Origin of the sequence: Lactiplantibacillus herbarum (genome assembly GCF_001039045.1) — a bacterium.
GTDB classification, from domain to species: Bacteria; Bacillota; Bacilli; order Lactobacillales; family Lactobacillaceae; genus Lactiplantibacillus; species Lactiplantibacillus herbarum.
In genome coordinates this window covers 14,898-26,444 of the sequence record NZ_LFEE01000039.1, presented here as the reverse complement: position 1 = coordinate 26,444, position 11,547 = coordinate 14,898, and the positions used below count along the sequence as shown (strand labels likewise).

General features: G+C 43.8%; 12 protein-coding genes. 9 read left to right on the top strand and 3 right to left on the bottom strand.

The window, feature by feature from the left end; genetic code table 11:
* The first annotated feature begins 804 nt into the window (after window positions 1-804).
* The 3 genes from ACG95_RS12395 (at window position 805) to ACG95_RS12385 (ending at window position 2,985) form a co-directional block, all read left to right on the top strand.
* Window positions 805-1,650 carry a DegV family protein gene (locus tag ACG95_RS12395; RefSeq protein ID WP_048000824.1) on the top strand — a complete coding sequence of 282 codons (846 nt, stop codon included), beginning with the start codon at window positions 805-807 and terminating at the stop codon, window positions 1,648-1,650.
* 171 nt (window positions 1,651-1,821) lie between these two features.
* Window positions 1,822-2,550 carry an LrgB family protein gene (locus ACG95_RS12390; protein WP_048000823.1) on the top strand — a complete coding sequence of 243 codons (729 nt, stop codon included), beginning with the start codon at window positions 1,822-1,824 and terminating at the stop codon, window positions 2,548-2,550.
* 15 nt (window positions 2,551-2,565) lie between these two features.
* Window positions 2,566-2,985: a CidA/LrgA family protein gene (locus ACG95_RS12385; RefSeq protein WP_048000822.1), complete on the top strand. Its 420-nt coding sequence runs from the start codon at window positions 2,566-2,568 to the stop codon at window positions 2,983-2,985.
* A gap of 447 nt (window positions 2,986-3,432) precedes the next feature.
* Here the strand turns inward: ACG95_RS12385 and ACG95_RS12380 are convergent, their stop codons facing one another.
* A complete protein-coding gene (locus ACG95_RS12380) occupies window positions 3,433-3,984 on the bottom strand; it encodes a GNAT family N-acetyltransferase (protein ID WP_152668346.1) in 552 nt (183 codons plus the stop codon).
* Between the two features lie 233 nt (window positions 3,985-4,217).
* Here ACG95_RS12380 and ACG95_RS12375 point away from each other — a divergent pair, with 233 nt between their 5' ends.
* Window positions 4,218-5,063 carry a metallophosphoesterase family protein gene (locus tag ACG95_RS12375; RefSeq protein ID WP_048000828.1) on the top strand — a complete coding sequence of 282 codons (846 nt, stop codon included), beginning with the start codon at window positions 4,218-4,220 and terminating at the stop codon, window positions 5,061-5,063.
* Window positions 5,064-5,133: 70 nt separating this feature from the next.
* Window positions 5,134-5,367, top strand: a complete 234-nt coding sequence (locus ACG95_RS12370; protein ID WP_048000821.1) for a PLDc N-terminal domain-containing protein — start codon at window positions 5,134-5,136, stop codon at window positions 5,365-5,367.
* Between the two features lie 138 nt (window positions 5,368-5,505).
* Here the strand turns inward: ACG95_RS12370 and ACG95_RS12365 are convergent, their stop codons facing one another.
* Window positions 5,506-6,012: a Fur family transcriptional regulator gene (locus ACG95_RS12365; protein WP_048000820.1), complete on the bottom strand. Its 507-nt coding sequence runs from the start codon at window positions 6,010-6,012 to the stop codon at window positions 5,506-5,508.
* Between the two features lie 1,020 nt (window positions 6,013-7,032).
* Entirely contained in the window at window positions 7,033-8,115 is a 1,083-nt protein-coding gene (locus ACG95_RS12360) for a hypothetical protein (RefSeq protein ID WP_237756524.1), read from the bottom strand.
* 299 nt (window positions 8,116-8,414) lie between these two features.
* Here ACG95_RS12360 and ACG95_RS12355 point away from each other — a divergent pair, with 299 nt between their 5' ends.
* The 4 genes from ACG95_RS12355 to ACG95_RS14850 form a co-directional block, all read left to right on the top strand.
* Window positions 8,415-8,966, top strand: a complete 552-nt coding sequence (locus ACG95_RS12355; protein ID WP_048000819.1) for an NADPH-dependent FMN reductase — start codon at window positions 8,415-8,417, stop codon at window positions 8,964-8,966.
* 34 nt (window positions 8,967-9,000) lie between these two features.
* The gene (locus tag ACG95_RS12350) at window positions 9,001-9,258 is read left to right on the top strand and encodes a hypothetical protein (protein WP_048000818.1); all 258 of its coding nucleotides are present in this window, start codon (window positions 9,001-9,003) and stop codon (window positions 9,256-9,258) included.
* A 101-nt stretch (window positions 9,259-9,359) separates the two neighbouring features.
* On the top strand, window positions 9,360-10,010 hold the full coding sequence (locus ACG95_RS12345) for an endonuclease III domain-containing protein (protein WP_048000817.1): 651 nt from the start codon (window positions 9,360-9,362) through the stop codon (window positions 10,008-10,010).
* Window positions 10,011-10,272: 262 nt separating this feature from the next.
* The coding region (locus ACG95_RS14850) for a PTS sugar transporter subunit IIABC (protein WP_237756523.1) at window positions 10,273-11,547 on the top strand (1,275 nt) is incomplete at its 3' end.

Sequence of the window (11,547 nt, the reverse complement as noted above, 5' to 3'; positions counted from 1 at the left end):
TTCACCACTGAACATTGTCAGGACACCCCTAACGGCTGGGTAGTAGTCAAAGTCAGACATTGCGCACCTAATACCATAATGACTAAATTCGTTTGGCCCCCAATTTCTCAGTTTAATGAGCTGCTTACTAAAAATTTTCTGACAGTTACTGGACAATTTCGAGCTACTTACTTTTTAAAATAATGATCATTCTAATCAAAACTAGTAAAATCCTATCAACATTTTGAATCTTACCTAGCCGTGAGGAGCGGTCTGACAACGCTCAGGCATGAAATTACACTTAGCTGAGTGGTTTGCTCAGGTTAGTGTAAGGCCGAGTTTTGAGATTGCAAGCGTCCTAGGCTTGTGAGCTCAAAATCGTGCCCATGGCGTTTTCGCGTTGTCAGACTGCTCCGGTAGGCGGATAAGAACCACAAAAAAACCTCCGTATCGGGGAAATACGGAGGAAAAGGGAAGTAAATTAAGTAAATATAGGTTAGATACAACACACACATCATTACTTGGGGAAGTAATCAAAAAAGTTAGGGGGTCGTTAAGGATTGGGATTTCCTTAATGACTATAAACATAGTATAGCGGCGGTGCGTGAAGAAAGTGTGATGCCAAAAGTTTAAAAACGTGATTTTCGATTGAAAAAAATAGTTTAATAACGCTTAATTATGACGTTTTTACAAAGTTTATAAAAAAATGGCAGTGAACGATGCGGTTAACAAGAGGGAAAATGCCTTAGTATCAGTCTTTGTGGCTGCTAGCGTCAGGGTAGGTGCTATAATAACTCTTAAATTAGATTGAAGGGTGTTTTAAGTATGAGCATAAAAATCGTCACGGATTCATCGGTCCAATTAACGGCGGCCGAAATTGAACAGTATGGTATTAAAGTAATCCCGTTACTCGTTGGATTTGGTGGCGATTTGATTGCAGATACGGCAGTTAGCGCGGCTGAATTTGATCAACAGATGGTCGTTAGTCCGGTATTACCAACGACTAGTCAGCCACCAATTGGTGATTTTGTGAGTTGTTACGATGCGTTGACGGCGGATGGGAGCCAAGTTTTATCCTTGCATTTAACGGAAACGTTGAGTGGGACGGTTAACGCTGCTCGCCAAGCCGCCGAATTAGCTGAGGGTGACGTAACGGTTATTGATACGCAAGCTGCAGATCGTGGGATGTCATTTCAGGTGTTGACCGCCGCACGGATGGCCCATGCTGGTGCGGATATGGCCGCTATTTTAGCCAAGATTGACGTTATTCGTCAGCAGACCCGTACTTACTTATTCGTGGATACTCTCGACAATTTGGTCAAGGGAGGTCGGTTGCCGAAGATTGCCGGCGTGGTGACAAATTTGATCAAATTAAAGTTTGTCTTTGAATTAGTCGATGGCAAGTTGAAGTTATATACTCGTGGCCGTGGTAAAAAGGCGTTGATTAAAGCGCAAGCGCAGATTTTAGACCAATTGGCAGATGCGACTCGGGTAGAAGCGGCCGGCATCTCATACGTCGGTGATCCAAGTGTCGCCCAAGCACCCGAAGACTTATTGCATGAAGTGGTGCCACAAGCGGATTTGTTGGTGGCGCGGACCAGTCCAATCATCGCAACTCATACGGGTGTCGGAGCATATGCCTTGATGTTTTATACGGTTAGTGAAAGTTGACGAGTGTCCTGACTATTAATTAATACTGTGGCATGCTATAATTAAAAAATAATAAATAAGAACTGTGTTGGTGCACTGTTCTGAGCCTAACCACCATTTTAATGATGACTAGACCCGGATGGGTGCACCTTTTTTGTCACTCTTTTTCACCAAAAGAAAGTAGGAACCCATGTGAGTTATCTTCTCAATAATCCGTTTTTCGGGATCGGTTTGACGGTCTTAGTCTATGGGATTGGCGAGTATTTGTATCACAAAACAAATCGCTTTGTGTTATTCCAACCGTTATTCTTTGGAATGCTGCTCGGGATTGGTTTATTGGTATTGATTGCGTCGATTCTAAAAGCACCTGTACAGAAAGTATATGAAGCGTATCAAGTTGGTGGCGACTGGTTATTCTGGTTTGTCGCACCGGCTACGGTGTCCTTTGCCGTTCCTTTATATAAGCGCAATGATATCTTTAAAAAACACTGGGACGTAATTATTATTGCGTTAGCGATTGGGTTGTTACTGTCACTATTTGGAATTTACGGCATTTCACGGTTAGTTGGTTTGACGGATGAAGCGTTGGGTGCCATGCTTGTACAAGCTGCGACCACTGCGATTGCTTTGCCGGTTGCGGAATCCGTTGGTGGCGATCAAGCCATTGCAGCCTTCGCGGTTATTCTAAATTCAGTTTTAATCTATGCACTGGGCGATCATTTTATTCGCTGGTTCAAGCTACACAAGAATCCAGTGGGTGCGGGATTAGGCTTTGGAATTGCGGGTAACGCAGTTGGGGCTACTAAGGCCATTGAAGTTAGTGAAACTGCCGGTGCCACGGGGGCAATTGCCTTTGTTATCGCCGGAATTATGGTTAACTTCATGGTACCGACATTTGCACGGTTGATCGGTTTAGGCTAGACAAGGAGGACTTTTATGAAAAAAGGCGCATTTATCCAACAGATTGTTATTTACGGTTTGATTCTATTGGCCAGTAGTCTGCTTTCAAAATTAGTGGATCAAGTCTGGCCAGCCTTCCCAATGCCAACGCCGTTGATTGGGATGATTATGTTGTACCTATTGTTAACGTTCAAAATTGTTAAGATCGAACAAGTTGCTGGTGTTAGTAACTTCTTCGTTCAGGTCATCAGCTTAATCTTTATTCCGTCGGGGGTTGCATTAGTGACCAAGCTAGACGTTCTTAAGGCAGAAGGACTTCAAATTATCCTCGTTGTAATGATCTCAACGTTGATGTTATTACTATTTACGGCAGGGATTGCGTGGCTACTAATTCAGGTTAAAGAATGGGTGCTGGCACGTCGTAATAGTTCAGTGATGGAAACTGAAGAGGATTAAATCTTGGTGGCACAGGATTTACCGCAGGGTAGATCGGGTACCAGTTGGATCTAATCAGTCAGGAAATTAAAAAATAGCGTTCTTCAGAATGTCAATTTTTCTGAAGAATGCTATTTTTGTATGCTGTCCTGAATTCTATTTTAGGATACGAAATGTATAACAGCCAGTTGGTCATCCTTGATGTAGTGACTAAAAAGCCACTACATCAAGGATGCAGTGGTCAAGGAGTAGGAAACATCAAAGTGGGGGCTTTGATGAACCCCATTCATGAGACTTGGGGGAGTCCATGAATGATAGTGATTATTAGCATCCGTTATGGCAGCAACGTCACTAATTAATCTAAAAACTAAAGAATATTAAGGATCGATAGTTAATTAATCACTTTCTACCAATCTGCGACTATTATAATTGCAAAAGTTAGTATCCGCAACTAATTGAGCTGATTAATTAATTTAAAGCAATACGAGGTTGGAAGTCTTCCGCAAAGAGACCCATGTGATGAAGGTCATAGCGTTGGCCGTCACGCTTGATGGCAAGCTTATTGGTACCCTCAAATTCGAAGCCGCTATTTTGGTAGACAGCGATGGCTGCGTGGTTTGTTGCGATGACGTCCAAACCGATTTTATAGAGATTCAATTCATTGAAACCGTAGTTCAGTATCAAGTTAAGGGCTTCCGTTCCATAGCCATGACCACGTTCGTCGGCATCACCAATCGCTAAGGCTAATTGAGCCGTTTGGTTATTCCATTCGACGTTAAATAGCGTGGCAAAGCCAAGTAAACGGTCATCTTCTAGGTGATGGATATGAAAATAGAATTCCGTATTACGATCAATGTTGCGATAAGTCCGTTCGAGTTCTTCGCCGGATAGTGGCCGTACTGCTGCAGTGTCTAGGTTGCGACCAAAGTCAGCGTCCGTATACCAATCACTGATTTCATCAAAATCTTCAGGTTGTGGAACGGCTAAGGAAACATTTGGGCCGATAAACAGATTTTTCAAAGTAATTCCTCACTCTCAGTTAATCAATTCCTATTCACCATGTTGGCAACTGAACGCGCACTTGTCAACTGGAAATTTAGTGAATCAGTTGATACTGATGGGCGCTGACTGATCGTAAAGACTGAATTGAACAATCTTTACAGTTATTTTATATGATTGCGTGGCAAAACTTTACGTTAGCTCGCTATATTGTAAGTGATCATTTAATGACTAAGGGTATGGGAGCGATGGACATGAAATGTTTAAACGTTATTCAGATTTCTGACTTGCACTTAACGCCGCACGGGCAGGTTCCAGTTCATGGGCAGCAGTATGATCCATGGACGAAGTTGGCGGATATTATTGTCGATATGCGGCGATTGCCAGCTAGTCCAGATCTAATTGTGCTCACGGGTGATTTGATTCATAACGGTAGTGCGGATGATTATCAACGTTTGCACGCGATTGTTCATACGATGGAAGCAGAGTTTGGTTGCCATGTCCGTGCATTGTTAGGCAACCATGATAGTCGTCAGGATTTTTACGATGGTTATTTGCCCGCGGACCCTGGGCCGTATTACAATGGCCGGATGCGTATTGGAAATAATGATTTCTACTTTTTAGATTCTAAGGTTGCCGGATACGAAGCGGGCTGGTTGGCGACTGAACAATTACAGTGGTTGGGGAAACACCTGCGTCAAGCACCGACTAAGCGGGCCTTTGTCTTTTTACACCACCCGCTGGATGGACCGACAATGACTAATATGCACTATGCTATCTTACAGAATACACCAGCACTGTTGTCGGTATTACGAGGTCACAATCTTGGTGGGGTCTTTTCAGGGCACGTTCACTTTCCGACTAGTTACGTCGTGGGCGATAATATCTTGAATGTTGTGGCGGGGTCGGCCGCGTACGCCATTGACTGTAGTGACCCGCAACATCACTATGTTCATGAGAGCAGTAGTTATCAGATTATTACGATTGATCGTGGGCAAGTGGGTGTCACGGTGCGGCAATTGATGCAGCAGCCAACAGTGATTGATGAGCTGCCGATTGCCGATACTAAGTTTATTAAGCCAGCACCGGCAGGATACTAGTTATAGATAGCGCTTTCTTTTATAGCAGCGTATAATAAAGATAATTAAATCGTTAGGGAAGGTGCAGACTATGTTTAAAATGAGTCATCATCAACATCAAACGATGCCACCACGAGTGCGTCGGCGCGTCCAACAACGCATATTACCAATCTTAGCTATGGAAATTACGGCAACAACGATTGTGGTCGCCGATGTCTTGCACGCAAAGTCGTTTCGGCATGGGCACCGCTTAGGATGGTTGCTAATGGCATTTGTTCAACCAATTGGTCCCTGGCTTTACTTTGCATTCGGACAGGAACGGTAATTCATTGACTTGGTTAGTATAATGCTAAAAAATTGAAAAGTAGTTAATTTAAATAGCTAAAAATAAGGACTGCGATTAATATCGCAGTCCTTATTCGTATGCTGAATAGGTATAGTTGAAAATATCGTTACTTAATAATTACTCGGCCTCGGGGGCACTCTTAGTTTCTGAATGGTTGAGATTCAGGCGCTTCAAGTCAGCCATCTTAGTGACGTTGAGTAACTTTTGGCAATCAGGGCATAGTCCGTAGACTTCCATGTTGTGGCCAGTGACTAAATAACCGGAAAGCTCGGCAGCTTTGACGTCAATACTGTGTAGATCGGGTTCAAAAACATCGGTGATCTTACCACAATTTTCACAGACAACGTGGTAATGTGGTCGGCCGAAGAAATCATAATGGGTACCGGCGTCACCATTTTGTAATTCAATGACAATCCCTAAATCTACGAATAATTTAAGGGTGTTATAGACGGTTGCTAAGCTTAAGTTTGGTAGCTGAGTCTCCAGCGCCTGGTAAATCGTTTCGACTGACGGGTGGTTGTGATGCGTAATTAAGTAGTTCAGAATGATTTGCCGTTGCGGTGTTACGCGGATTTTATGATCCTTTAATTGTTGCAAGGCTTGGGTCAACATATCTTCTGCCATGACGCGGTCCTCCTTTATCATATTCACCTTTATTAAACCACACTTTTTAGAAGGATTCCAATTTAGGATCGTTATCAAAGTGAACTTTTACTAAACTTAAGCAGTAAAAATTGGATAATTAAGCGTGAAACTATCAATCAGATTTTTAACATAGAGGGGATAGCTGTTGCCGTATCTGCCAGTGTTACAAGTCAGTCTTTAGGAAGGGTGACCGGATTTTCTTTTACCATCTAAAGGTTAAAACTAGTCATAACTTTCGCCTCCGGTAGTCAGCACTAGCTCAGCTGTGGGGACCGGTTCAAGCCTGAAAAGCGGTCTTGAACCTCGCTTTAGGCATTGGCACAATTCACCAATGCCTAAAGACGTCCGTGGCGTAATTCCGGAAAATCACCGGCATAACGCCACCTTCACAGCATCGCTAGTACTGCCCACCTCCGTCTAGACGGGTCGTTAATTACGATAGTCGTGGTTAACTTTAGTTCTGATCAAGAGAATATTAGGTATAACCAAGGAACTAGAGATTGCTTTCCATTTAAGCGGAGTCAGCTGGGAAATGTGTCATGAAGGCAAGCTAAGATGGCGTTCTTGGCCGCCTTAGCTTGCGGGACGTCTTCAAAAGATTGTCCTTTAAGGCTTTGAAGCGAGGCCCCAGACCGCTGTTTGGCTGGGACCGGTCCCCATGACACGATTTCTTGGCTGACGGGCGCGGAGAATTAAGTACTGACACTAATTTTCATCCAATACTCACTGTTAAATCAATGGTTTAAGTTGTTTTGGGACTTTCAACCTTTAGTTACCATAATAAAACGCCAAGTTAGCTGAATACTAACCTGGCGTTTTCTATTTAGTTTGAATTAAGCCTGTGACTGAATCGTGCTAGGAGTCGTTATGGCGTCATTACTGTTTTGAGCCCAAACCAATAATTGTGCTTGGATATTTTCTAAAATCTTCATTGATAGTTGATAGTCTCGTTCAGAACCGGTGCTATTAAAGCTCAAGGTACAAGTGCCAGCAAACGTACTAAGCAGCAATTTCCATAGCTGGTGAACAGTGGAAGGCCCCTGAAAAGACGCAGTTCACAACGGTTAAACCGTGGAATTGAAGTTGTTGCTGATCGACAACTCCGAAATTGGTGTATCGAAGGGATGGTTGTGGTAACCAGCGCGTCGTCATTTTTCGGAGCATTTTAATCGGCATCGTGTGATTCATTTTCTGCAAGTTGCTCAAACGATATAGGAACGCAACCCGGGAACGTTCAGTGGCTAATAAGTCGTGAACCTGTTGGACGAGCGTTGTGAAGGACGCGTCGATATCAACTTTGATGGTCAAAAAGACGTTAACGGTTAAGTTGGCAACCTGGACGCTGTCCTCGTCCGTTGTAAAACGTCGTAAATCGATTGGGCAAGGCAGCGTTACCGTGGTATGTCCAGTTAGCACTTGCAATGCCTTTGCATACGCAGCTAAGATAGCCTCACTGATACCAACGTTTTGAGCTTTGGCAATACGTCGAACGCGCATGAACTGACTACTGCTCAGCATGACATGACCGCCATGACGCAGGTTGATGCCCGGATAATGGGGGAGTTTAACCATACTGGTAGTAGGGATCTTATGGTGTGAACGTGAAAACTGCTTGGTTAGCTGATTGATGACTGGCCGTAAACGGCGTTCATTACGTTCAGCCGATAGGTCATCATAGTTATAGGCACGAGCTAATAGGTAGAGGTACTCCTTAAATCCGTGATTGTCGGTGAGTAGGTGACTCATGAAAGCTTGTAAGACGTCGTATTGACCGTGATGAATCACAAACAAACGCAATTGAGGTCCCTTGGTGAACTCAAACTCAGTATTTTCAGGACTATACGGGCTCTGAACTTCACTAACGATTTGGTTGACATCTGGCTCGTCGACGACAAAGCGGTTGTGATCAGGCTGATAGTGACCGAAAATTTCGGGTACGACTTTTGCAGAAGAGAGAACGGCTGCCTTCAAACGTTCAACGTCGATCTTGCTTGAAAAGACCACCCGTGAACGCATTAAAGGTGCTGTTTCATCCGTGAGTAACATATTTAAAAAATCAAGTGCTTCACCACGATAATACATGCTAACTCCCCCGATCAATTTCTCTAATTATCAGTATACCAGACAATATTTAGCGCGGTTACGAGGGATGGTTGTTTTTGAAAAAAGTTAATAAACATTCGTGAAACTTTATTAATGGTGTAGGGCTTAAAATTAGTAATGGGGGTCAGGTAACCGTTTGAAAGGGTGCTATTAATAAATAATAGGCAATCTTTGTAATAAAACGAGCAAGTAGGGTTATTTTTTGAAAACGTTTCCGTCCGCTTGCTAAAAAACTGGTATACTGAAGATAATCACAACTTAAGGGAGTTTTTCACAAGATGAAAATTGTCGCACTGGTTGGTAGCATTCGCCGTTCTTCGTATAATCGAAAGTTAGCGGCGTTTGTTCAGCAACACTACGCCGGACAACTGGATGTCACTATTCTTGATTTAGGGGCTTTGCCATACTATGACCAAGATATCGAATTAGAAGCGCCAGCAGTTGTTCAAGAGTTTAAACAAGCTGTTCTGGCTGCTGACGGGGTGTTATTTGTCACGCCGGAGTACAATCACAGTATTCCTGGAGTTCTAGGTAATGCCATCGATTGGTTGTCTCGAGTTGAACGGCCTTTGACGGGAAAACCCGTTATGATTCTAGGTGCAACAATGGGGCCACTTGGAACGGTTCGGGCGCAAGGGCATTTGCGCCAGATTCTGGATTCACCAGGTGTTGCAGCGCGAGTTCTACCTGGAAACGAGTTTTTACTGGGCATGGTTCAAAATAAGATCGATGCAGCTGGCAATATCACGGATGACCAATCAGTAGCGTGGCTGGATCATTGTGTGCAGGACTACCTTGAGTTTGCGCAGCAATTAGCCCCTAACGACTAATGCGGATAAAATAATTGATAAGGGGAAATTTAGTATGAACAAAGAACGTCAGTTGATTTATGTCATTTTGAATGATGAAGATGTAGAATATGATCTGGAAGAATTATCAGATCAATACGTGGTTTATATTCGCCAGCAAGCTGGGGACCCACGCGACTTACCGTTAGTGAATACTGAAATTCAGCGCCTATTCAAAGATGCCGAATTAGATTTTGAAGAGAAGGTTAAGCCAGCCAATCACAAGGCCGACATTGTGTTAGTTGTTAAACGCAGTACCGTAACTGCAGATTAAAATAATACTGGTAAATAACCACGGCGGGACAAATAGTTGTCGCTGTGGCTATTTTTGTGTACGATCAAGGACATTAATGAACGAATGAAGGCGTTAGACTAATGACGATTGAAGAACTATATCAGCGAATGCTAACCGCAATGGGACCGCGGCACTGGCTTCAAATTGGGACACCACCTGCAGAAACAGCGTGGGAGATTCTGTGGGGTGGAATCTTGGTTCAAAATACGAATTGGCGAAATGTTGACTATGCGCTAGCTAATTTGAAAAAAGCAACCGGCTTTGAACCGCAACAATTGTTAGCGCTGAGTACCACTGAACTGACAACACTAGTTAAACCAGCGGGCTTCTACACACGGAAAGTTCCAACGTTGCAAGTTTTGGCGGCGTGGTGTCAGCAATATGACTTTAACTTAGCAACCATCCAGAGCCTGCCAGCAGAACAGTTGCGTGCAGAATTGAAAGCTTTACGGGGAATCGGTGATGAGACGGCCGACTATTTTAGTATGTATGTTTTTCATCAGCCAACTATAATTATCGATACGTATTTACGTCGCTTATTTGGCTGGTTAGACCAACCATTACCGAATAATTATGGCCAAGCTCAGGCGTTAATTGAGCAAGCTTGGAGCTATGACTTATCAAAAGCCTGGGAATTTCACGCGTTGATCGTTGACTATGGTAAGACCATCAAGAATACGACGGATTTCGAGCAGTCCTTTTTAGCAGCACAACGGTTGACACTTGTTTAGCAAGTTTTGCTAACTAATAAAGATAGTGGTTAATTACGACGATTAATGATTGAATTAAACTGGCTTTGATTGACCGCCTTTTTAGGGGCGGTTATTATTATAGTTATAAAAGAAAGCGCTTTATATCGAGGCGCTGGCTTGATTTTTAATTGTTGTTGAAACAATCAGTAATCGCTCATTATTAGTAATCGCAATTATTATGATGGTTATTGATGGGGACAAGTTAGTTAGGCATGCGATAGATCAAAGGGGGAGCATCGCAATGAAACAAGTAGAGTTATTAACACCGATTGCGGGGCAGTTGATACTGCTCAAGGCGGTCAAAGATCCGGTCTTTTCACAGGGGATGATGGGCCAAGGTTTCGGGATTGAACCGAGTGATGGTCAAGTTGTGGCGCCGATCAGTGGTAAGGTGACGATGGTTGCTTCAACGTTGCATGCTATTGGCTTTACGAGCAGTGACGGACTAGAAGTATTGGTCCATCTCGGTATCGATACGGTTGAGATGGCCGACAATCCACCGTTTAAAGTTAACGTTCAAGTTGGTGATACGGTAAAAGCAGGTGAACCTGTGGCTATAATGGATTTGGCAGCCATTAATGCAGCTAATAAAGCAACCACAGTCATTGTAGCAGTGACTAATTCTAATGACATGGTTGCTAAACTAGCACCACAAGTCGGAGAAGTACGTGCTGGGGTAGTTGGTGCGATGATTGATTTACGTGCTGACGTTAAACCAAACGAACCAGTGGCAACTGTAACGACTAAAGCAGGCCACGGAGGCAAATATGCTGACTTAGCGAGCCAAATCATTGCGAATGTTGGCGGCCCAGTCAATGTTAAGAGTGTCATTCATTGTATTACAAGGGTCCGGTTCTACCTGAAGGATGAACAACAAGCGAATGATGATGTCATCCGTAATTTAAAGGGGGTTATCGATGTTGCCAAGGCGGGTGGTCAGTATCAAGTCGTGATTGGTCCTGCCGTTACCGACGTCTATGATGCGATTGTCGCACAACTCGGTGCTGGTTTTGGTGATGATGATGCGTCCGCAATTGCCTCTGAAAAGGAAGCTAACCGGATTGCGTGGCAGAAGATGAATCCGTGGGAAAAGGTTAAGCATAGTATGAGCAGCCTGATTGGTGTGATTACTGGTTCGATGATTCCGGTGATTGGCTTGTTGGCCGCTTCTGGGATCTTGAAAGGGGTCTTGGCGCTACTCACTAATTTCCACGTGGTGTCGGCAACTGAGTCAACCTACGTCATTATCAATGCGATGGGAGACTCCGTCTTCTACTTCTTACCGATCTTCGTTGGTTTTACCGCGGCTAAAAAGCTAGGGTCTGACCCAATTATCATGGGGATTGTCGGTGGTGTCCTAACGTATCCTGCCATCGTTGGAATTGCAACGAGTGGGAAAGTCACGAGTCATCTGCTAGGCATGGCGATCAATGCGAACTTCTTTGGTATTCCGGTGCACGTTGCTTCATATACGTACTCGATCTTTCCAATGATTGCGGGCGCATGGATGGCAAGT

What these genes read in the sequence shown, in the direction of transcription:
- ACG95_RS12365 (WP_048000820.1), bottom strand. Translation starts at nt 6,012, where the DNA reads ATGGCAGAAGATATGTTGACCCAAGCCTTGCAACAATTAAAGGATCAT.
- ACG95_RS12360 (WP_237756524.1), bottom strand. Translation starts at nt 8,115, where the DNA reads ATGTATTATCGTGGTGAAGCACTTGATTTTTTAAATATGTTACTCACG.
- ACG95_RS12385 (WP_048000822.1), top strand. Translation starts at nt 2,566, where the DNA reads ATGAAAAAAGGCGCATTTATCCAACAGATTGTTATTTACGGTTTGATT.
- ACG95_RS12345 (WP_048000817.1), top strand. Translation starts at nt 9,360, where the DNA reads ATGACGATTGAAGAACTATATCAGCGAATGCTAACCGCAATGGGACCG.
- ACG95_RS12375 (WP_048000828.1), top strand. Translation starts at nt 4,218, where the DNA reads ATGAAATGTTTAAACGTTATTCAGATTTCTGACTTGCACTTAACGCCG.
- ACG95_RS12395 (WP_048000824.1), top strand. Translation starts at nt 805, where the DNA reads ATGAGCATAAAAATCGTCACGGATTCATCGGTCCAATTAACGGCGGCC.
- ACG95_RS12355 (WP_048000819.1), top strand. Translation starts at nt 8,415, where the DNA reads ATGAAAATTGTCGCACTGGTTGGTAGCATTCGCCGTTCTTCGTATAAT.
- ACG95_RS12370 (WP_048000821.1), top strand. Translation starts at nt 5,134, where the DNA reads ATGTTTAAAATGAGTCATCATCAACATCAAACGATGCCACCACGAGTG.
- ACG95_RS12350 (WP_048000818.1), top strand. Translation starts at nt 9,001, where the DNA reads ATGAACAAAGAACGTCAGTTGATTTATGTCATTTTGAATGATGAAGAT.